This is a genomic window from Enterobacter sp. EGD-HP1 (genome assembly GCF_000733275.2).
GTDB lineage: Bacteria > Pseudomonadota > Gammaproteobacteria > Enterobacterales > Enterobacteriaceae > Enterobacter.
Map to the genome: position 1 here is coordinate 1 of NZ_AVOP01000035.1, position 19,556 is coordinate 19,556.

Annotated in this window: 19 protein-coding genes; 12 read left to right on the forward strand and 7 right to left on the reverse strand. The window is 56.1% G+C overall.

Features of this window, described 5'->3' with window-relative positions; genetic code table 11:
• The first annotated feature begins 219 nt into the window (after positions 1 to 219).
• Positions 220 to 1,875 (forward strand): glucan biosynthesis protein D, encoded by a 1,656-nt coding sequence (locus N037_RS20055; RefSeq protein ID WP_032642965.1) that lies wholly within the window; start codon positions 220 to 222, stop codon positions 1,873 to 1,875.
• Between the two features lie 102 nt (positions 1,876 to 1,977).
• Positions 1,978 to 2,517 carry a 50S ribosomal protein L7/L12-serine acetyltransferase gene (rimL, locus tag N037_RS20060; RefSeq protein WP_032642968.1) on the forward strand — a complete coding sequence of 180 codons (540 nt, stop codon included), beginning with the start codon at positions 1,978 to 1,980 and terminating at the stop codon, positions 2,515 to 2,517.
• Here the strand turns inward: rimL and ydcK are convergent.
• Positions 2,512 to 3,492 (reverse strand): YdcK family protein, encoded by a 981-nt coding sequence (gene ydcK, locus N037_RS20065; protein ID WP_032642970.1) that lies wholly within the window; start codon positions 3,490 to 3,492, stop codon positions 2,512 to 2,514. The genes rimL and ydcK overlap by 6 nt on opposite strands.
• A gap of 114 nt (positions 3,493 to 3,606) precedes the next feature.
• Between ydcK and tehB the strand changes: the two genes are divergently transcribed.
• Entirely contained in the window at positions 3,607 to 4,221 is a 615-nt protein-coding gene (gene tehB / locus N037_RS20070) for a tellurite resistance methyltransferase TehB (protein ID WP_072164034.1), read from the forward strand.
• On the opposite strand, the gene pepT is transcribed toward tehB, so the two are convergent.
• Positions 4,218 to 5,447, reverse strand: coding sequence for a peptidase T (gene pepT / locus N037_RS20075; RefSeq protein ID WP_032642972.1), 1,230 nt, complete (start codon positions 5,445 to 5,447; stop codon positions 4,218 to 4,220). The two genes, tehB and pepT, sit on opposite strands and share 4 nt — an antisense overlap.
• A 111-nt stretch (positions 5,448 to 5,558) precedes the next feature.
• Here pepT and N037_RS20080 point away from each other — a divergent pair, with 111 nt between their 5' ends.
• Both N037_RS20080 and N037_RS20085 read left to right on the forward strand, forming a co-directional pair.
• A complete protein-coding gene (locus N037_RS20080; RefSeq protein WP_032642974.1) occupies positions 5,559 to 7,148 on the forward strand; it encodes an ABC transporter substrate-binding protein in 1,590 nt (529 codons plus the stop codon).
• Positions 7,149 to 7,283: 135 nt separating this feature from the next.
• A complete protein-coding gene (locus tag N037_RS20085) occupies positions 7,284 to 7,958 on the forward strand; it encodes a DUF3313 domain-containing protein (protein ID WP_023335679.1) in 675 nt (224 codons plus the stop codon).
• Positions 7,959 to 7,992: 34 nt separating this feature from the next.
• Here the strand turns inward: N037_RS20085 and N037_RS20090 are convergent, their stop codons facing one another.
• Positions 7,993 to 8,889, reverse strand: a complete 897-nt coding sequence (locus N037_RS20090; protein WP_032642976.1) for a DMT family transporter — start codon at positions 8,887 to 8,889, stop codon at positions 7,993 to 7,995.
• A 174-nt stretch (positions 8,890 to 9,063) separates the two neighbouring features.
• Between N037_RS20090 and N037_RS20095 the strand changes: the two genes are divergently transcribed.
• Positions 9,064 to 9,936, forward strand: a complete 873-nt coding sequence (locus tag N037_RS20095) for a helix-turn-helix transcriptional regulator (RefSeq protein WP_032642978.1) — start codon at positions 9,064 to 9,066, stop codon at positions 9,934 to 9,936.
• Here N037_RS20095 and N037_RS20100 read toward each other — a convergent pair.
• Complete coding sequence (locus tag N037_RS20100; RefSeq protein ID WP_032642980.1) at positions 9,916 to 11,082, reverse strand: benzoate/H(+) symporter BenE family transporter; 1,167 nt, start codon at positions 11,080 to 11,082, stop codon at positions 9,916 to 9,918. The two genes, N037_RS20095 and N037_RS20100, sit on opposite strands and share 21 nt — an antisense overlap.
• Before the next feature lie 92 nt (positions 11,083 to 11,174).
• Here N037_RS20100 and N037_RS20105 point away from each other — a divergent pair, with 92 nt between their 5' ends.
• Both N037_RS20105 and N037_RS20110 read left to right on the forward strand, forming a co-directional pair.
• Positions 11,175 to 11,702 (forward strand): helix-turn-helix domain-containing protein, encoded by a 528-nt coding sequence (locus tag N037_RS20105; RefSeq protein WP_032642982.1) that lies wholly within the window; start codon positions 11,175 to 11,177, stop codon positions 11,700 to 11,702.
• Positions 11,703 to 11,782: 80 nt separating this feature from the next.
• Positions 11,783 to 13,747 (forward strand): peptidase U32 family protein, encoded by a 1,965-nt coding sequence (locus N037_RS20110; protein WP_023335684.1) that lies wholly within the window; start codon positions 11,783 to 11,785, stop codon positions 13,745 to 13,747.
• On the opposite strand, the gene N037_RS20115 is transcribed toward N037_RS20110, so the two are convergent.
• The gene (locus tag N037_RS20115; protein WP_032642984.1) at positions 13,748 to 13,978 is read right to left on the reverse strand and encodes a DUF2554 family protein; all 231 of its coding nucleotides are present in this window, start codon (positions 13,976 to 13,978) and stop codon (positions 13,748 to 13,750) included.
• A gap of 243 nt (positions 13,979 to 14,221) precedes the next feature.
• On the opposite strand from N037_RS20115, the gene N037_RS20120 reads away from it, so the two are divergent.
• Positions 14,222 to 14,584 carry a hypothetical protein gene (locus tag N037_RS20120; protein ID WP_023335686.1) on the forward strand — a complete coding sequence of 121 codons (363 nt, stop codon included), beginning with the start codon at positions 14,222 to 14,224 and terminating at the stop codon, positions 14,582 to 14,584.
• A gap of 164 nt (positions 14,585 to 14,748) precedes the next feature.
• Here the strand turns inward: N037_RS20120 and N037_RS20125 are convergent, their stop codons facing one another.
• A complete protein-coding gene (locus N037_RS20125; protein ID WP_032642985.1) occupies positions 14,749 to 15,285 on the reverse strand; it encodes a dihydrofolate reductase family protein in 537 nt (178 codons plus the stop codon).
• Between the two features lie 40 nt (positions 15,286 to 15,325).
• On the reverse strand, positions 15,326 to 16,333 hold the full coding sequence (gene ftrA / locus N037_RS20130) for a transcriptional regulator FtrA (protein ID WP_032642986.1): 1,008 nt from the start codon (positions 16,331 to 16,333) through the stop codon (positions 15,326 to 15,328).
• 73 nt (positions 16,334 to 16,406) lie between these two features.
• Here ftrA and N037_RS20135 point away from each other — a divergent pair, with 73 nt between their 5' ends.
• The 3 genes from N037_RS20135 (at position 16,407) to urtA (ending at position 19,554) form a co-directional block, all read left to right on the forward strand.
• Positions 16,407 to 16,820 carry a rhodanese-like domain-containing protein gene (locus N037_RS20135; RefSeq protein WP_023335689.1) on the forward strand — a complete coding sequence of 138 codons (414 nt, stop codon included), beginning with the start codon at positions 16,407 to 16,409 and terminating at the stop codon, positions 16,818 to 16,820.
• A gap of 156 nt (positions 16,821 to 16,976) precedes the next feature.
• The gene (locus tag N037_RS20140) at positions 16,977 to 18,080 is read left to right on the forward strand and encodes a cobalamin-independent methionine synthase II family protein (protein WP_032642987.1); all 1,104 of its coding nucleotides are present in this window, start codon (positions 16,977 to 16,979) and stop codon (positions 18,078 to 18,080) included.
• 202 nt (positions 18,081 to 18,282) lie between these two features.
• On the forward strand, positions 18,283 to 19,554 hold the full coding sequence (gene urtA, locus N037_RS20145) for an urea ABC transporter substrate-binding protein (RefSeq protein ID WP_014883816.1): 1,272 nt from the start codon (positions 18,283 to 18,285) through the stop codon (positions 19,552 to 19,554).
• Positions 19,555 to 19,556: the final 2 nt, after the last annotated feature.

Genomic DNA, 19,556 nt, shown 5'->3' on the forward strand with positions numbered 1-19,556 from the left:
GATGTCGCACCGGGGCATTTTTACACACATTTCCCAGGCTTTCTTTACACCACTTTCGGGCCGTTCTGGTCGACAGAAAATATTTCTCACTTTGTTCAGATAATCACCGGCCAACAATTGGATTCTTAACCATTTTTGTTTAGGCTGTGCGTTCTTTCTTGCCGTCATTTCGCCGAGCGCGAAACACATTCACACGACCATAAGGACGTTTTTCCAGGCATGAATCGCAGACGTTTTCTAAAAGGCTCGCTGGCAGTGGCAGCCCTGAGCGGCACATCCGGCCTTGCTTCCCTGTTTTCCAAAGCGGCATACGCTGCCGACTCTGACATTGCTGACGGCCAGAGCCGTCGTTTTGACTTCTCCGTACTGCAATCCATGGCGCATGACCTGGCGAAAACCCCGTGGGGTGGCGCGCCGCGTCCGCTGCCGGACACGCTGGCCACCATGACGCCGCAGGCGTACAACGCCATCCGCTACGATGAAAAACAGTCACTGTGGAACAACATTGAAGGGCGTCAGCTGGACGTGCAGTTCTTCCATATGGGGATGGGGTTCCGTCGCCGCGTGCGGATGTTCTCGCTGGACCAGTCTACCGCCATGGCGCGCGAGATCCACTTCCGTCCGGAGCTGTTTAGCTACGGCGAAACGGGTGTGGATACCAAACAGCTGGAAGGGCAAATCGATCTCGGCTTTGCGGGCTTCCGCGCCTTTAAGGCCCCTGAACTGGCGCGTCGCGATATCGTCTCTTTCCTGGGCGCGAGCTATTTCCGCGCGGTTGATGACACCTACCAGTACGGCCTTTCCGCCCGCGGCCTGGCGGTAGATACCTTTACCGACACCCCGGAAGAGTTCCCGGACTTTACCTCCTTCTGGTTTGAAACCGTCAAACCGGGTGATACCACGTTTACCGTGTATACGCTGCTGGACAGCCCGAGCATCACCGGCGCCTATAAATTCGTGATCCACTGCGAGAAGAGCCAGGTGATTATGGAGGTGGAAAACCATCTCTACGCGCGTAAGGACATCAAGCAGCTCGGCATCGCGCCGATGACCAGCATGTTCAGCTGCGGCAATAATGAACGCCGCATGTGCGACACCATTCACCCGCAAATTCATGACTCCGACCGCCTGGCGATGTGGCGCGGCAACGGGGAGTGGATCTGCCGTCCGCTGAACAACCCGCAGAAGCTGCAATTTAATGCCTATATGGACAAAAACCCGAAAGGGTTCGGTCTGCTGCAGCTCGATCGTGATTTCTCGCACTATCAGGACGTGATGGGCTGGTATAACAAACGCCCGAGCCTGTGGGTTGAACCGCGTAACGACTGGGGTAAAGGCGCGGTTGGCCTGATGGAGATCCCGACCACCGGCGAAACGCTGGATAACGTGGTCTGCTTCTGGCAGCCGGAAAAAGCCGTCAAGGCGGGCGACGAGCTGGACTTCAAATATCGTCTGTACTGGAGCGCCATGCCGCCGGTGCGCTCTCCGCTGGCCAACGTCTTCGCTACCCGTACCGGCATGGGCGGGTTCCCGGAAGGCTGGGCGCCGGGTGAAAATTACCCGAAAGTGTGGGCCCGTCGCTTTGCTATCGACTTCGTCGGCGGCGACCTGAAGGCCGCTGCGCCAAAAGGCATCGAGCCGGTGATTACGCTCTCCAGCGGTGAAGCGAAGCAGGTTGAGATCCTCTACGTTGAGCCGTTTGACGGCTATCGCATCCTGTTTGACTGGTATCCAACCTCGGATTCTACGGAGCCGGTGGATATGCGCCTGTTCCTGCGCTGCCAGGGCGACGCCATCAGCGAAACCTGGCTGTACCAGTATTTCCCGCCAGCGCCGGATAAACGTCAGTATGTTGACGACCGGGTAATGCGTTAACTTTTGTGGGATTGTGCCGGGTGGCGGCTTCGCCTTACCCGGCCTACGTTTCAGTACTGTAGGCCCGGTAAGCGCAGCGCCACCGGGCGATGACGAGGCACCATGACATCTGAAATCATCCCCGTTTCACAACACATCGAACTACGTTCCGTCGAAGAGCGCTACACCGCCGACCTGCACAATCTCGTCGTCAAAAACAGAGCCTTTCTGCAAACCGCCTTTGACTGGGCGCAGCACGTGGGCAGCGAAGAGGATACCCGCCGCAACGTGCAGAGTAACCAGATGCTGCACCAGCGCGGCTACGCCAAAATGTTTCTGATCTTCAAGGATGATGCGCTGGTTGGCGTCCTGTCGTTCAACACCATTGAACCGACCAACAAAGCCGCCTACATCGGCTACTGGCTGGATGAAGATCATCAGGGGCAGGGCATTCTCTCCCGGTCGCTGCAGGCGTTTATGCGCTACTACGTCGTACGCGGTGAGGTCCGCCGTTTTGTGATCAAGTGTCGGGTGGCAAATCTGCAGAGCAACAACGTTGCCGTGCGCAACGGTTTTACGCTGGAAGGGTGCCTCCGGGAAGCGGAATACCTGAATGGCCGCTTTGACGATGTGAATATCTACGGGAAGATCGCGACGCTATAACGCCCCCAGCAGCGGGGTGCGGGTGATGCGCTGGTCGCCGTTAATCACCTTTTCGCCGCGCAGGTGAATGCTCTCCCCGGCAAAGGCTTCAATGACCGCATCGTCGGTGATTTCAACCCGGTGCTCAATAAGCACATCGCCGCTTATCCGTGCACGTCCCTGAATCACTACCTTATCATCCAGCATGATTGGCCCGCCGCGCAGCCAGGCCTGACCGCCAATCAGGACGTGGTGCTTGATGACGCAGTTTCCTTCCACCACGGCGTTCTCCGCAATTTGAGAGCTGTAGCGCACCGTCGGGATCGCATCCTCGTCAAAACCAGCAATCACGCGGGCGTTGCCATAGACCTTCGCGCAGTCGCACACCCAGACGTTATTCAGGTCATTACCTTCGAGGATGGCGTTGTCGAATACCTCGGCGCGGTGCTCAACAAAGGCAAAGTTGACCATCGCCTCGCCGTAGATTTGCGCCTGGTGCACAATGCGCGACTGGCTGACGGTCGCCTTATCGTAGATTTGCAGGATCTGTTCATGGTCCGGTGTCAGCCCTTTGGCAGCAATCACCACGCTGTGATGCAGTACGCGGGCCTCGCCGTAAATATGGCACTCGCCGCGCACGCAGGATTGCTGAATGGTGACGTTGTCACTTATGCGCGCGCCGTGACTGACCTCTGCACTGTCAAGCCAGCAACTGCCGCCGATACGGGCATCATGGCTGATGATGCACGGCAGGGTAAGACGCGCGTTGCCGGACACGACGGCACCGGCGAACACCACGCTGTTTTCATCGTAGATCCAGCAGTCGCCGTCCTGCGCGAGGGCGCGCTCATCGTCAACCCAGCCGCCTTTGGTTCCGGCCGTCACGTCGTTAAAATCCACTGTCGCGATAATTTGCCGCAGCGTCACAGAGTGGGTTGTCTCGCCGTTTTTCCATTGCCAAAGGCGTGTCTCGTCGCTAAGGCGATATTTGTTCATCTTTATGTCTCTGATAAGCGTCTTAACTAAACGTAGCAAATTTTTCGGTTTTCGAACGGCTGGCAACCAGGCGGTAAACGCCTTAAAATGGCATCCAGAATGCACTTTAAACGTATGCAGGCTCAGGAAAAAATAATGACCGTCGATGAAAACTACTTCACAGAGAAATATGGCTTAACCCGCACCCATTCAGAGGTGCTGTTCAGTGCGGAAAAGATAAAACCGGGTAAAACGCTGGATCTGGGCTGCGGCAATGGCCGTAACAGCCTCTTTCTGGCGGCTAACGGTTACGAGGTGACCGCGTGGGACAAAAACCCGATGAGCATCGATAATATCGAGCGCATCAAGGCGGAAGAAGGGATCGACAACCTCCACACGGCGGTTAAAGATCTCAACAGCCTGAGCTTTGACGGCGAGTACGATTTCATTCTCTCCACCGTGGTGCTGATGTTCCTGGAGTCAAAAACCATCCCGGGACTTATCGCCAATATGCAGCGCTGCACAAAGCCGGGCGGCTACAACCTGATTGTTGCCGCCATGGATACGGCGGATTATCCATGCACCGTGGGTTTCCCGTTTGCGTTTAAAACCGGCGAGCTGAGCAACTACTATGAAGGCTGGGAGTTGCTCAAATACAACGAAGACGTTGGCGAACTGCACCGCACCGACGAAAACGGTAACCGCATCAAGCTGCGCTTTGCCACGATGCTGGCGCGCAAGCCCGCTTAACGTGGGGCCAGCAGGCAGATCTGCAGCGCAGTCTTGTAAGACGCCTCGAACGACGACAGCGGCAGGAATTCAAACTTCGAGTGGAAGTTATGCGCGCCGGTGAAGAAGTTCGGCGTGAGAAGCCCTTTTGCCGAGAGCGCCGCACCGTCGGTACCGCCGCGCATGGGCGTCGGCTTCGGCGTGATGCCGAGCGATTCCATCGCCTCAAACATCAGGTCGATAGCGCGTCGGTCTTCGCCAATCGCATTGCTGATATTGCTGTAGGTATCTTCAATGCGATAGTCCACCCTGGCCGTTGGATGCTGGGCGGCAATCAGCGCGGCAACGTCGGCAATCTGCTGCTTGCGGGCGGCAAAGCTGTCCTTGTCAAAGTCCCGGATATTGGCTTTAAGAACGGCCTCGTTCTGCCCGGCCTGAATGCCGTTAAACCAGATATAGCCTTCACGCCCCTCGGTGCACTCTGGCGTTTGCTGGCGGTCAAAATGGCTGATGTAGTCAGTCGCCATCAGCAGGGGATTCACCAGCACGCCTTTGGCGGACATCGGGTGCGCGGTTACGCCGGTAAAGCGGATTTCAGCGGCTGCCGCATTAAAGTTCTCGTAGACAATTTCCCCCAGCTCGCAGCAGTCGATAGTCCAGGCAAAGTCGACGTCGAAGCGCTTAAGGTCCAGCGCCTTGGCGCCGTTCAGGCCGATCTCTTCATCAGGCACAAATGCCACGACGATATCCCCATGCTGATGTTCCGCCGTCAGGTTTTCCAGCACCGTCATGACGACCGTGACCGCCGATTTATTATCGGCGCCTAATACGCTGGTTCCGTCGCTGAAAATAATCTCCTCATTCGGGTAAGCCAGAATTTCAGGGTGCTCCTTAACCCGCAGCCAGATGTCTTTCTCTTTATTCAGACAGAGATCTTCACCGGTAAAGGTTAATATTTGTGGATGAATATCCGGTGATAATCCCACGTCCACGGTATCAATATGGGTAATAAAGCCGATGCGCGGCGCACCGGGCACGTTGCCTTTTTTTACCGCCGTTACCGTGGCGAATTCATCAATCACGATGTCGTCTAATCCCAGCTGTGACAGCTCCTGCGCCAGCTCGCGCGCCATGTCGTGCTGGCCCGGCGTTGAGGGCAGGGTTTTGACTTTGGGATCGCTCTGGCTGGTAATAGCGAGATAGCGGAAAAAACGGTGCGTTAATTGTCTGGAAAGCGGCGAGCCCATAGTGATTTGTTCCTTATTTATTTTTCAGGTGTTTGCCATCTCACTTTAATGTTATTTATGAAATGGCAAAAGAATTAATTAGCCGTCGAATTAAAAAGACAGGAATAAATGATGAAAAGCAAACTCACAACTCTCGCGCTGGCACTCGCTGCACTCACGGTCAGTTCCACCGTTGCCGCGAAAACGCTGGTGTATTGCTCCGAAGGATCGCCGGAAAATTTTAATCCTCAGCTATACACCTCGGGAACCAGCGTGGACGCCAGCGCCGTGCCGGTCTATAACCGGCTGGTCGATTTCAAACCCGGCACCACGGAGCTGGTGCCGAGCCTGGCGGAGCGCTGGGAAGTTAGCGACGACGGCAAGGTTTATACCTTCCATCTGCGTAAAGGCGTCAAATTCCAGAGCAATAAATCCTTTACGCCGACCCGCGACTTTAACGCCGATGACGTGATTTTCTCGTTTATGCGGCAGAAAGACGTGAATCATCCGTACCACAACGTCTCTAACGGCAGCTACTCGAACTTCGAAAGCCTGGAGTTTGGCAGCCTGATTACCGGCATTGATAAAGTGGATGACCACACCGTACGCTTTACCCTGGCGCACCCGGAAGCGCCGTTTGTCGCCGATCTGGCATGGTATTTTGCCTCGATCCTTTCTGCGGAGTATGCCGACGCGATGCTCAAAGCCGGCACCCCGGAGAAGGTGGATATGGAGCCCATCGGCACCGGGCCGTTTAAGCTGGCGCAGTATCAGAAGGATTCGCGGATCCTGTTTACGGCGTTCGCCGACTACTGGCAGGGGAAATCGAAGCTGGACCGGCTGGTGTTCTCCATCACACCGGATGCCTCCGTGCGTTTTGCCAAAATCGAGAAGAACGAATGTCAGGTGATGCCGTTCCCGAACCCGGCGGACCTGCCGCGCATGAAGGCGAACAAAGACATCAACCTGATGAGCAAAGCCGGACTGAATACCGGTTTTCTGGCGTTCAATACTCAAAAGCCGCCGCTGGATAACGTAAAAGTCCGTCAGGCGCTGGCGATGGCCATCAATAAACCGGCCATTATTGACGCGGTGTTCCATGGCACCGGCACTGCGGCGAAGAACCTGCTGCCGCCGGGCGTCTGGAGCGCTGACAGCGAGCTTAAGGATTACGATCCCGAAAAGGCAAAGGCGCTGCTGAAAGAGGCCGGTTTTGCCAACGGCGTGAGCGTCGACCTGTGGGCGATGCCGGTGCAGCGTCCGTACAATCCGAATGCGAAACGAATGGCGGAGATGATTCAGGCCGACTGGGCGAAAATCGGCGTACAGACCAACATCGTCACCTACGAATGGGGCGAATACCTGAAGCGCGTGAAGGGCGGCGAGCATCAGGCCGCGCTGATGGGCTGGACAACCGCAACGGGCGATCCTGACAACTTCTTTGGTCCGCTGTTTACCTGCACCTCGGCAAACGGCGGGTCAAATTCGGCGAAATGGTGCTATAAGCCCTTTGACAAAATTATTGCGGAAGCAAAATCAACGACCGATCGCGATAAACGCGTGGCGCTGTATAAACAGGCTCAGCAGATGATGCATGACCAGATGCCCGCGGTGATGATTGCGCATTCAACCATTTTCGAACCGGTGCGCAAGGAGGTGACGGGCTACGAAATCGACCCGTTTGGCAAACATCTGTTCTGGCAACTGGATATAAATCAGTAATTTTTCACTGCCCGGCACGCCTCCGGGCAGTCTTTTCGCAATTTGTGCTCCCCGCATCATTTTTTGTCACAACAAACCCACTCGTCTTTTGCTATAACTTCAAATGCATACTTGCAGATAACATGGAAAACTATCATGCGTACTCAAACTTTTTTTAAAGTTGCAGTGCTTACTGGTCTGTTGGCGCTGGCGGGCTGTTCTTCAAAAGTCGCCGCTCCCGAACAATACTCCGGCTTTTTAAAAGACTATTCAGGCTTACAACAGACAACATCTGCGACGGGAAAACCCACGCTGCGTTGGGTTGACCCTTCCTATAACGAAGCGAATTACGACAGTATTCTCTGGACGCCGATTACTTATTATCCAACCCCAAAACCAACCACTCAAATTGGTCAAAAAACGCTTGATGAGCTGTTGAATTACACCAATAACAAAATGAAAACGGCTATTGGTACGCGTAAGCCAATTGTGACCACGCCGGGTAAACACAGCCTGATTTTCCGCGGTGCCATTACCGGGGTGAGTTCGCAGAAAGAGGGTCTGCAGTTCTATGAAGTGGTGCCGGTCGCGCTGGTGGTAGCGGGTACGCAGATGGCAACCGGGCATCGCACCATGGATACGCATCTCTTCTTTGAAGGCGAGCTGATCGATGCAGCCACTAACAAACCGGTCATGAAGGTGGTGCGTAAAGGCGAAGGTAAAGATCTGAACAACGAAAGTACGCCAATGACCTTTGCGACGCTGAAGCAGGTTGTTGATGATATGGCGACAGATGCCACCATGTTTGATGTGAAAAAAACCGCTAAATAAAATAAAACGGCCTGCGTAATGCAGGCCGTTTTATTTACGCCGTTCGTAAGCGCCTGAACCAGGTTTCCGGTTTGGTAAACATCACCATATTTCCCCCCAGAATCAGCACTAATCCCACGATACCGTTGATATGCCAGACGTAGCCTTCATACACCGTGGAGATGGACAAGGCCACCAGCGGGAAGAGCAGCGTGCTGTAGGCCGCTTTGCCCGGACCAATGCGGCCCACCAGCGTGAAGTAGGCGCCAAAGGCAATGACCGAGCCAAACAGCGCCAGATAGAGCAGTGCGCCAACGTAGCTGAAGGTCCACTCCGGCGCGAAGCTGTCGCCTCTGAACAGGGCAATGCCGCCCATCACCAGCGTGCCGTAGAGCATCGCCCAGGCGTTGGTGGTCATGGTTTCCAGGCCTCTGCGCTGATGGCGCATGCTGATCATATTGCCCAGCGAGAAGCCGTAGGTGCCGAGCGCGGAAAGCCCAATGCCCGTCAGGAGCGACGCGCTCCAGCCGCTGGCCAGCAGATCGTCCCAGAAGAGAGTGACGATCCCGACGAGCCCCAGTGCCGCCGCCGTCCAGAACCGCGCCGGCGGACGCTGCCCGAAGAATATAAAGCTGTTAATGACGTTATAGAGCACGGCCATGGAGAAGATCACCGATTCCAGCCCGGTGTTGATGTGTGAAGCGGCGGTGTAAAAACACCAGAAGTTAAAGCAAAAAACGCAGCATCCCTGGAGCATGCAATAAAGGTGATCCCGCAGCGCCAGCTTGCGCAGGCGGCGCAGGGCGATTAACACCACCATCATCGTGAGGCTGGCGACGGCGAAACGCCAGAAAATAGAGACGGGCGCGGCTACGGGGCCCTGCTGCAGGAAAATCGCAATCCAGGTGGTTCCCCAGATGACCACCACCAGTCCGTATAATAATGCGTTCATACTTTTTCTCTTCTCAAACCACGGAAGCCCGCAGTATGGCGCTGAGATCCGCGACGGGCTTTCACCGGCTTGCGGGTGACTTGCAAAATCTTGCGCTTTTTTCTTCCACGGGGACTGGCAACGGGAGACAACTCTTCTTAGACTGATATTCCCATCAATCATGCGCTAACGGTTATGTCTCACGCTTACGATACCTTTGAAACGCTTTGCCAACAGAATGCGGTCCTGCGGGAAACCGTCTCGCTGAATTCGGGTATTCAGCTGGCAGCGTGGTACAACAAGCACGATACGATAACGGTAAAAAGTAACCATCATACCCTCAGCCTGTACGTGGCGGACGGTTACGAAAGCTACCAAAAGACGCCGGGCGGCTGGAAGAACGGCGGGGGACCGGACCGTTTCTGTCTGATGCCAAAAGAGAGCGAATCGACGTGGGATATCCGTGATGACCTGTCGTTTGTGCATCTCTACTGCACCGATGAACATCTGCGTGACGTGGGGGAAAAAATCTGGGATAAGCGGCCGCTTTCGCTGACGCTGGACGAGCGCATTTTCGGTAGCGATCCGAAGATCACCGCGCTGTATCGCCAGTTTTTGCTCGGCTGCGACTGGCAGCAGAATGCCAACCAGCTCACCCTGAGCACGGCCTCTACGCTGCTCCTGACCCATCTGCTGCAAAACTACTCTAACGTTCAGTGGAAGCTGCCGGTCGTCACCGGCGGGCTATCGCCGTTCGTGCTGCGCAACGTGCTGGCCTTTATCGAAGAGAACCTGGGCCAGCCCCTGACGCTGGCTGAACTGGCGGCGCAGGCCGCCCTCAGCGAATACCATTTTGCCCGCATGTTCCGCCAGTCGACGGGGCTGGCGCCGCATCAGTACGTGATGCAAAGGCGAATGGAAAAAGCGAAGGCCCTGGTGCAGCACACCTCGACGCCGCTGACGGACATCGCGCTTGCCTGCGGGTTTAACTCCGCCAGCCACTTTAGTAACCGCTTTCGCAGCGCGACGGGCATGACGCCTTCGCAGCTACGTGCGGCGAGCGCGTGAAAACAGGGCATAGCATACGCCCCCCAGCACCAGCCCCCAGAATGCCGAACCGATACCCAGGATCGTGACGCCGCTTGCGGTCATCAGGAACGTGACGATGGCCGCGTCGCGCTCCGCTTCGTGGCTTAATGCCTGATATAAACTTCCGCTGATGGTGCCCAGCAGCGCCAGACCGGCCAGCGTCTGGATCCAGCTGAGCGGCAGAGCGGCCATCAGCCCCGTAATCGAGCCGCCGAAAATCCCCGCCAGCAGATAAAACCCTCCGGCTGCGATGGCCGCCAGCCAGCGTTTTTCGGCGTCCGGGTGTGCATCCGGACTTTGACAAATGGCGGCAGTAATGGCCGCGATACAGATAGAAAACACGCCAAAAGGGGAAAGCAGCAGCGCCAGCGCCCCGGTAACGATGATGAGCGGTGAGACCGCCAGCGCGTAACCGGATGCCTTCATCGTGGCGAAACCCGGCGCGTTTTGCGATGCCATGGTGACCAGGAAGAAGGGTACGCCAATACTTACCAGGCTGGTGAAGGTGAACGTGGGCGCAATAAACTCAGGCATCACAAGGGAGAACGCGAGCTTGTCAGTGACAACGTCACCACCCGCCCATGCCACGATACCGCCGACCAGCAGCGTGACCACGATGGCATAACGCGGGGCCAGCGCTTTTGCTATCAGCCATGCCGCAATCATGCTGGCGCACAGCAGAAAGTGCCCCTCCAGGTGCGCAAACGCGTGCAGGCCAAACTGCAGCAGCACCCCAGCCAGCATGGCGGCGGCCAGGGAATGGGGGATCAGCTTCATCAGTCTGGCGAATAAGCCTGTGATGCCGCAGAGCAAAATGAGCGCGTTAGCAAAGATGAACACGCCAATCGTCTCGGCCAGCGTCACCCCGTGCAGGCTGGTGGCAAGCAGAGCCGCGCCGGGCGTCGACCAGGCGGTCAGCACCGGCGCTTTGTACCACCAGGAAAGCGCCAGCGTGCTGACGCCCATCCCAATCCCCAGCGCGGTCATCCAGCCCGCAATCTGCTGTGCGCTGGCGCCTGCCGCCGCGGCGGCCTGCCAGATGATGGCGGCCGAGCTGGCGTAACCAACCAGCACGGCGACAAATCCAGCCAGTGCGACTGGAACAAGGTGAGAGGAAGGGCGCATGGAAACTCCGTTGTGCGTTATAACGTCCGGCATAAGGTAACACTGTGCGCTATAGCGTACAAGTGGTATGCTGATCGTCATCAGGAGGGAACATGGACATCACACTACATCTTGCAACCACGCTGAAAACCCTGCGCCAGGCGCGCGGCTGGAGTTTGTCGAAGCTCGCAGACGAAACCGGCGTGTCAAAAGCCATGCTGGGGCAAATCGAGCGCAATGAATCCAGCCCGACGGTGTCGACGCTGTGGAAAATTGCCACCGGTTTAAACGTTCCGTTTTCCGCCTTCATTACGCCGGAGGCGGACCGGCAGGCGGTGTTTGATCCGCAGCAGCAGGCGATGGTGGTTAAATCGCTCTTTCCGTGGGACGAGACGCTTCGGTTTGATTATTTCTCCATTACCCTGGCGCCCGGCGCGCTGAGTGAATCCACGCCGCATGAGGCCGGGGTGATTGAACATGTGGTGGTGGTCAGCGGCGAGCTGGAGATGAAGCTTGACGGCAAATGGCAGACGATTTCTGCCGATTCAGGCGTCCGTTTTGCCGGTGATAAACCGCACGCCTACCGCAATAGCGGCGACCGAACGGTGCATTTTCACTCCCTGATTCATTATCCCCGCTGACGCTACGCAAAACTGTTTCGCTGACGCATACTTCTGACTACAATAGCCGCCATTTTGACCATAACGGATAACGACGAAGTATGCGCCTGCAATCCCATCATCTTGAACTTTTAAGCCCGGCCCGAGACGCCGCCATTGCCCGTGAAGCGATCCTTCACGGCGCTGACGCCGTCTACATTGGTGGCCCAGGCTTCGGTGCCCGCCATAACGCCAGCAACAGCCTGAGCGATATTGCTGAACTGGTGCCGTTCGCCCACCGTTTCGGGGCGAAAGTGTTCGTGACCCTGAACACCATTCTTCATGATGATGAGCTGGAGCCTGCGCAACGTCTGATTACCGATCTGTACCAGACCGGCGTTGATGCCCTGATCGTTCAGGATATGGGCGTGCTTGAGCTGGATATTCCACCTATTGAGCTCCATGCCAGTACCCAGTGTGATATCCGTACGGTCGAGAAGGCGAAGTTTCTCTCCGACGTCGGCTTTTCGCAGATCGTTCTGGCGCGCGAGCTGAACCTGAATCAGATCCGCGATATTCACCAGGCGACCGACGCGACGATTGAATTCTTTATCCACGGCGCGCTGTGCGTGGCCTATTCCGGTCAGTGTAATATTTCCCACGCGCAGACGGGCCGCAGCGCCAACCGCGGCGACTGTTCTCAGGCCTGCCGTCTGCCGTATACCCTGAAAGACGATCAGGGCCGCGTCGTGGCGTTCGAAAAACACCTGCTCTCTATGAAGGATAACGATCAGACGGCCAACCTGGGCGCGCTGATCGACGCGGGCGTACGTTCCTTCAAGATTGAAGGGCGCTACAAAGATATGAGCTACGTGAAGAACATCACCGCGCACTATCGCCAGATGCTGGACGCCATCATCGAAGACCGCGGCGACCTGGCGCGCGCGTCGGCCGGTCGCACCGAGCATTTCTTTATTCCGTCGACCGACAAGACGTTTCACCGCGGCAGTACGGACTATTTTGTGAATGCCCGTAAAGGGGATATCGGCGCGTTTGATTCACCGAAGTTTATCGGTTTACCTGTCGGTGAAGTGCTAAAAGTGGCGAAAGATCACCTTGATGTTGAAGTGACAGAACCACTGGCGAACGGCGATGGCCTTAACGTGATGATTAAGCGTGAAGTCGTCGGCTTCCGGGCCAATACGGTGGAAAAAACCGGCGAGAACCGCTATCGCGTATGGCCGAATGAAATGCCCGCCGATCTCTACAAGGCGCGGCCGAACGCGGCGCTCAACCGTAACCTCGATCATAACTGGCAGCAGGCGCTGCTGAAAACCTCCAGCGAACGCCGTATCGCCGTGGATATTGAGCTGGGCGGCTGGGAAGAACAGCTGATTCTGACCATGACCTGTGAAGACGGCATCAGCGTGACGCATACGCTCGATGGTCTTTTCGAGGTGGCAAACAACGCGGAAAAAGCGCTTAACAGCCTGAAGGATGGCGTGGCGAAGCTGGGCCAAACGATTTACTACGCGCGCGCTATCGACGTGAATCTACCGGACGCGCTGTTCGTGCCGAACAGCCTGCTTAACGCGTTCCGCCGTGAAACGGCAGAGATGCTGGACGCCGCACGCCTGGCACAGTATCCGCGCGGTAGTCGTAAAGCGGAAGCCGTCCCTGCGCCAGTCTACCCGGACACCCATTTATCCTTCCTCGCCAATGTCTACAACCATAAAGCCCGTGAATTTTATCATCGCCACGGCGTGCAGCTGATCGACGCAGCCTATGAAGCGCATGAAGAGAAGGGTGATGTGCCGGTGATGATCACCAAGCACTGCCTCCGCTTTGCGTTTAACCTGTGCCCTAAGCAGGCGAAAGGGAACATTAAGAGCTGGAAGGCTACGCCCATGCAGCTGGTCAACGGTGACGAAGTTCTGACCCTCAAGTTCGACTGCCGTCCTTGCGAAATGCATGTGATTGGCAAGATGAAAAACCACATCTTCAAAATGCCGCAGCCCGGCAGTATCGTGGCGTCCGTGAGTCCTGACGACCTGATGAAAACCCTGCCAAAACGCAAGGGCAGCTAATTACCGAACGTGCGTGTTTGGTTTGCGCGATTTCTGCCACAGGTGGTGTTCGCGCAAACCCTCCGCCGACTCTTCCGCAGCGCTTCGCAACTCATCGCTGTCGGCTTCATGACGAAGCTGATGCCCCACATTCTTTACCCATAAATATTCATGCCCTTTGTGCCCGGCCATCAGCTGGCCTGAAAATAGCGCACATATAAGCATAATGAGAGATAACCCTTTTTTAATCATGGATTCACCGCTATAAAATAATGCGGGATAATCATGACGATTATTTTATAGTGTTATTATTCAAAAGATAAAATTCACGCAAAGAAAATGTCAAAAAGTGTGGATTTAGAATATCGATTAAGATATTTCCTAAAAATCAATGAGAACTTTGTAAACCCCCATTTCTTGCCCACAATGGATATTTATATTAAGGATAAATCTTATATAATCGCTATCTTGGGCTAAGGAATAGGTCATTTATAAATGAAAAAAATAATAGTGCTTACGCTTCTGGCGGTTGCTGTTGGAGGCGTTGTAGGGGTTCGTTATGTAATTAATGACGAACCAGAATATATCCGGTCTGCAGAGATTCGCGTCGGTTCCTATTTAACCAGCGATTATGGTGGCGTTGACTGCACCAGCAAAAAAGTGAACGACGTGCGCTGGGAATTAGATTGCACCCATCAAGCAAGAGGAAAAACATTCCAGTTTGCGGTTTATCCCTCAGAAAAAGCACCTTATGGGGTCGCACGCTCTTTTTATCTTGAAGCCATTAATGACGACGCCAGACAAAGCGCAGAGCAGGGCCTTATGCGTTATTTAGAGATCAATACCCATGCCGGTTAATAAGGTTGTTTAGCGTTCGTTAAGACAGCAGGTGTTAGGTTGTATGAGATCCGCAGCTCGGCCATGGAGTGTCGGGACGTAGAGACCAAAATACAAATCTATCCATGCAAGCATTTACCGCCATTTATGGCGGTTTTTTTTTACGTGCAGGCCTCGCGATGGGTTCATGGAGTCAGCCGATAGTGCGACTGCACCAGGCCCGAAGGGAAGCTGCGGCTTGATACCAGGGTCAAATCAACATCCCGGGACAAGGTTCCGAACAGTGGCTTTCCCGAACCGAGCAGCACAGGTACGGTCGTGATCACCATATCGGCTACCAGTCCTTCGCGCAGGAACGACTGTATCACCTGTCCGCCATCGAGATAGACGCGATGGACGTCCTGTGCGGCGAGATCGTCCAGCACCTCCTGTGGCGTGCGGGATGAGAACTGCACTTTTCCCTTCAGCGCCTCCGGCACGGGCGTGTTGGCCAGCTGTCGTGAGAGCACCAGCACGGGCCGATCGTAAGGCCATGCGTCGAAGGTCAGTACCTTCTCATAACTCCCTCGTCCCATTACGATCCAGTCTTTGTCTGCGATAAACGCCTCATAGCCATGATCTTCAGTCGGATCGTCGCGCTGCAGCAGCCAGTCGATATCGTCATTCTCTCGGGCGATGTAGCCATCAAGACTGACCGCGATAAAAACGTGTGTGGTGACCATCAGATGCTCCGTGTGCCAGTGTAACCCTTAAACTGACGCCTCAGCGTGCAGTACCAGGACGTGAAAATTGTTTGCGGTACTGGGCCGGGGAAAGCGCGAACTGCTGGCGAAAATGGTGGCGCAGTGTCGACGCCTGACCAAACCCGGTCTGTTCAGCAATACTGTCGATACTTAACCGGCTGCTTTCCAGGTAATCTTTTGCTCTCAGCAGGCGCTCATTGATTAACCAGCGTGCGGGCGTCGTTCCCGTTGCCGCCTCGAAGCGACGAAGGAAGGTGCGCTGGCTCATACCGACCCGACGCGCCAGCGAGTCGACACTGTGCGCCTCGATAAGATGCGTGTGCAGAAAATCAAACAGCTGGCCGAGACGCTGGCTTTCCCGAAGCTGCGCCACCGGGCGGCTCAGCTGCTGCGGCTGAGATCCATCCCTGTGGGGAGGAATGACCAGCCGACGCGCCACGCTGTTGGCGGTTTCCATGCCATAATCACGACGCACAACGTGCAGGCAGAGATCGATCCCCGCAGCGCTGCCAGCGGAGGTCAGAATATCGCCTTCGTCCTGGTAGAGCACATCCTCAACCACGTCGATGTCAGGGTAGCGGGCCTTTAGCGCGTCAATATAGCGCCAGTGCGTCGTGGCTTTGCGTCCGTTCAGCAGCCCCGAGGCGGCGAGGACAAACACGCCCGAGCAGATGGAGAGCAGCTGGCACCCGCGCGCGCTGGCCTGACGCAATGCCCCGCAGAGCGCATCCGGAACCGGTGAGTCCAGTCCCCGCCAGCCCGGAACAACGATCAGGTCGGCAGACTCAAGCAGGGTGATATCCCCGTCGGTGATGATGCGGATCCCGCCCGTCGCGCGAAGTTCACCGCTGTCAACGCTCGCCACCGCAAAACGATACCATTCGTCGCCCAGTTCGGGGCGCGGCAGGCCGAAAATCTCCACCGCTACGCCAAATTCAAAGGTACACAGACCGTCATACGCCAGCACAACCACTTTCGGGCGGGAAATTTGTCTTAAGTTTGTCATCTTTTTGCTGTTTTCTGGCATAAGCGAACGCATTCACGGGCTGAATTTGTGGATAGAGTAGTGTTAACACAAACGCCAAAGATGAGGAAGGATCATGAGCTATGTTACTGAATTTCCGGCTGCCGAGCCGCAGGAAGCCGTTACCCATTTTCTGCGTCGCCTGAGCGTCGAAACCGACTGTGCTGATGTGCATCACGCCATCGTCAACCACGAGCAGGACTTCGTGCTGCTGCACGTGGTGGGAAGCCCGGAGCAGTTTGCCCGTCGTCACGTGCCCGGCGCTCTGCACCTGCCGCGGAGCCAGATTACTGCGGAGCGTATGGCCCAATGGCCTGAAGGCACGCTGTTCGTCGTCTACTGCGCAGGGCCGCACTGCAACGGCGCGGACAGAGCCGCGCTGAAGCTGGCGCGTCTCGGGCTGCCGGTCAAAATCATGCTCGGGGGCATCACCGGCTGGGAGGATGAAAAGTTCGCCTTTGCCAGCAGCGAAACCGCCGCTGCGCTGTGAAGATGAATTTTTTTCAACACCCGTGAATTTTTCTCGTTTGCCGGTGCCGGTAAGGTATGACATTGTTTTTGGACATTTAGACATCCAGAAGTCTAAGGCTTCAAATAATGAATTATCACTGCTGGCAATTATCGCCGGCAGACTGAGGAGATTTTCATGCAACGACACCACGCCCCGTTCCGCGCCGATGTAGTCGGCAGTTTTTTACGCCCGGATGCGATCAAACAGGCTCGCCTGAAGTTCGCCAGCGGTGAAATTGATGCCGGACAGCTTCGCGCGGTAGAGGATGACGCTATCCGCCACGTCGTTGAGCAGCAGTGCGCGTGCGGCCTGCATGTGGTGACCGACGGCGAGTTTCGTCGTGCCTGGTGGCACTTCGACTTCTTCGACGGCCTGCAGGGCGTTGAGCGTTACGATTCACAGCAGGGCATCCAGTTCAACGGGGTACAAACCAAGGCCCACGGCGTGCGCGTCACCGGTAAGCTGGGCTTTGGCGACCATCCGATGCTTGAAGATTTTCGTTATCTGAAGAGCATCAGCGGCAATGCTCAGCCGAAAATGACCATTCCCAGCCCGAGCGTGCTCCATTTCCGCGGCGGGCGCAAAGACATCGATGCGACGGTGTACCCGGATCTGAATGACTATTTCGACGATCTGGCGACCACCTGGCGCGACGCTATCCGCGCATTTTACGACGCGGGCTGCCGTTACCTGCAGCTTGACGACACCGTATGGGCCTATCTCTGTTCGGACGATCAGCGCCGTCAGATCCGCGAGCGCGGCGATGATGCCGATGAGCTGGCACGCATCTATGCCCGCGTCCTGAACAAGGCGCTGGAAGGCAAGCCGGACGATCTGACCATCGGGCTGCACGTCTGCCGCGGGAACTTCCGTTCAACCTGGATTTCCGAAGGCGGCTATGAGCCTGTGGCGGAAGTGCTGTTCGGAACCGTCAACGTTGACGCGTTCTTCCTTGAATATGATAACGACCGCAGCGGGGATTTCGCGCCATTGCGCTTCATTCGCCCGGGCAAGCAGCAGGTGGTGCTGGGTCTTATCACCACGAAAAACGGCGAGCTGGAGAACCCGGAGGGGATTAAAGCCCGTCTGGAAGAGGCGGCGAAATACGTGGCAAAAGAGCAAATTTGCCTCAGCCCGCAGTGCGGCTTTGCCTCTACCGAAGAGGGCAACAGCCTGAGTGAATCCCAGCAGTGGGATAAAGTCCGTCTGGTCACGCAGATCGCCAGCGAAGTCTGGTAAAGCATCTTTCACAGCGCTGCATTATAAAAGTGCAGCGCTGTGCCATTCTGAGACGTTCTCTTTACATCCGGCTTTCCCCCTTCAGAAATAGCGCGTCCTCCATTCTGGCATCCTTTTTGCTGCTGCTTCGCTGATACATTTTTTTCCGCGTCCACGCCTTAACGGACGTTTTCGCACAGCGTTCTTTTTCAGGAGTGAAAATATGCAGCGTCGTACCTTATTAAAAGCCTTTGCGTTATCCGCGTCCGTCGTGGCGATGGGAATGAGTTTTGGCGTGCAGGCGGCCGACACCATCAAAGTGGGGATCATGCATTCTCTTTCCGGCACCATGGCGATCTCCGAAACGCCGCTGAAAGACGTCGCGCTGATGACCATCGACGAGATCAACGCCAAAGGCGGCGTACTGGGTAAAAAACTGGAGCCGGTGGTGGTGGATCCCGCCTCAAACTGGCCGCTGTTTGCCGAGAAAGCGCGCCAGCTGTTAAGTCAGGATAAAGTGGCGGTCGTGTTCGGCTGCTGGACGTCGGTCTCGCGCAAATCCGTGCTGCCGGTCTTCGAGGAACTGAACGGTCTGCTGTTCTACCCGGTGCAGTATGAAGGCGAAGAGATGTCGCCGAACGTCTTCTATACCGGCGCCGCGCCGAACCAGCAGGCCATCCCGGCGGTGGAATACCTGATGAGCGAAGACGGCGGCGCGGCGAAGCGCTTCTTCCTGCTGGGAACCGATTACGTCTACCCGCGCACCACTAACAAGATCCTGCGCGCTTTCCTGCATTCGAAAGGGGTGGAGGATAAGGACATCGAAGAGGTTTATACCCCGTTTGGCCATAGCGACTACCAGACCATCGTCGCCAATATCAAGAAATTCTCCGCAGGCGGCAAAACCGCCGTGGTGTCGACCATCAACGGCGATTCCAACGTGCCGTTTTATAAAGAGCTGGCTAACCAGGGGCTGAAGGCAACCGACGTGCCGGTGGTGGCGTTCTCCGTGGGCGAAGAAGAGCTGCGCGGGATCGACACCAAACCGCTGGTCGGCAACCTGGCCGCATGGAACTACTTCGAATCCGTCGATAACCCGACCAACCAGGCCTTCGTGGCAGATTACAAAGCCTATGCCAAAGCGCATAAGCTGCCGAACGCCGATACCGTGGTGACCAACGACCCGATGGAGGCCACTTACGTAGGTATTCATATGTGGGCGCAGGCGGTGGAAAAAGCGGGCACCACCGACGTGGATAAAGTGCGTGCGGCGATGGCCGGCCAGTCCTTTAAGGCGCCGTCTGGCTTTACGCTCACCATGGATGCCACCAACCACCATCTGCATAAGCCGGTCATGATCGGTGAAATCGAAGGCAACGGCCAGTTCAACGTGGTGTGGCAGACGGAGCAGCCGGTACGCGCCCAGCCGTGGAGCCCGTTCATCGCCGGAAACGATAAAAAGCCCGACCAGCCGATGAAAACCGCCAGCAACTAAGC

What these genes read in the sequence shown, in the direction of transcription:
- N037_RS20125 (WP_032642985.1), bottom strand. Translation starts at nt 15,285, where the DNA reads ATGGTCACCACACACGTTTTTATCGCGGTCAGTCTTGATGGCTACATC.
- N037_RS20135 (WP_023335689.1), top strand. Translation starts at nt 16,407, where the DNA reads ATGAGCTATGTTACTGAATTTCCGGCTGCCGAGCCGCAGGAAGCCGTT.
- N037_RS20140 (WP_032642987.1), top strand. Translation starts at nt 16,977, where the DNA reads ATGCAACGACACCACGCCCCGTTCCGCGCCGATGTAGTCGGCAGTTTT.
- N037_RS20120 (WP_023335686.1), top strand. Translation starts at nt 14,222, where the DNA reads ATGAAAAAAATAATAGTGCTTACGCTTCTGGCGGTTGCTGTTGGAGGC.
- N037_RS20115 (WP_032642984.1), bottom strand. Translation starts at nt 13,978, where the DNA reads ATGATTAAAAAAGGGTTATCTCTCATTATGCTTATATGTGCGCTATTT.
- tehB (WP_072164034.1), top strand. Translation starts at nt 3,607, where the DNA reads ATGCAGGCTCAGGAAAAAATAATGACCGTCGATGAAAACTACTTCACA.
- N037_RS20090 (WP_032642976.1), bottom strand. Translation starts at nt 8,889, where the DNA reads ATGAACGCATTATTATACGGACTGGTGGTGGTCATCTGGGGAACCACC.
- N037_RS20095 (WP_032642978.1), top strand. Translation starts at nt 9,064, where the DNA reads ATGTCTCACGCTTACGATACCTTTGAAACGCTTTGCCAACAGAATGCG.
- urtA (WP_014883816.1), top strand. Translation starts at nt 18,283, where the DNA reads ATGCAGCGTCGTACCTTATTAAAAGCCTTTGCGTTATCCGCGTCCGTC.
- ftrA (WP_032642986.1), bottom strand. Translation starts at nt 16,333, where the DNA reads ATGCCAGAAAACAGCAAAAAGATGACAAACTTAAGACAAATTTCCCGC.
- N037_RS20105 (WP_032642982.1), top strand. Translation starts at nt 11,175, where the DNA reads ATGGACATCACACTACATCTTGCAACCACGCTGAAAACCCTGCGCCAG.
- N037_RS20080 (WP_032642974.1), top strand. Translation starts at nt 5,559, where the DNA reads ATGAAAAGCAAACTCACAACTCTCGCGCTGGCACTCGCTGCACTCACG.
- ydcK (WP_032642970.1), bottom strand. Translation starts at nt 3,492, where the DNA reads ATGAACAAATATCGCCTTAGCGACGAGACACGCCTTTGGCAATGGAAA.
- N037_RS20110 (WP_023335684.1), top strand. Translation starts at nt 11,783, where the DNA reads ATGCGCCTGCAATCCCATCATCTTGAACTTTTAAGCCCGGCCCGAGAC.
- rimL (WP_032642968.1), top strand. Translation starts at nt 1,978, where the DNA reads ATGACATCTGAAATCATCCCCGTTTCACAACACATCGAACTACGTTCC.
- pepT (WP_032642972.1), bottom strand. Translation starts at nt 5,447, where the DNA reads ATGGGCTCGCCGCTTTCCAGACAATTAACGCACCGTTTTTTCCGCTAT.
- N037_RS20055 (WP_032642965.1), top strand. Translation starts at nt 220, where the DNA reads ATGAATCGCAGACGTTTTCTAAAAGGCTCGCTGGCAGTGGCAGCCCTG.
- N037_RS20085 (WP_023335679.1), top strand. Translation starts at nt 7,284, where the DNA reads ATGCGTACTCAAACTTTTTTTAAAGTTGCAGTGCTTACTGGTCTGTTG.
- N037_RS20100 (WP_032642980.1), bottom strand. Translation starts at nt 11,082, where the DNA reads ATGCGCCCTTCCTCTCACCTTGTTCCAGTCGCACTGGCTGGATTTGTC.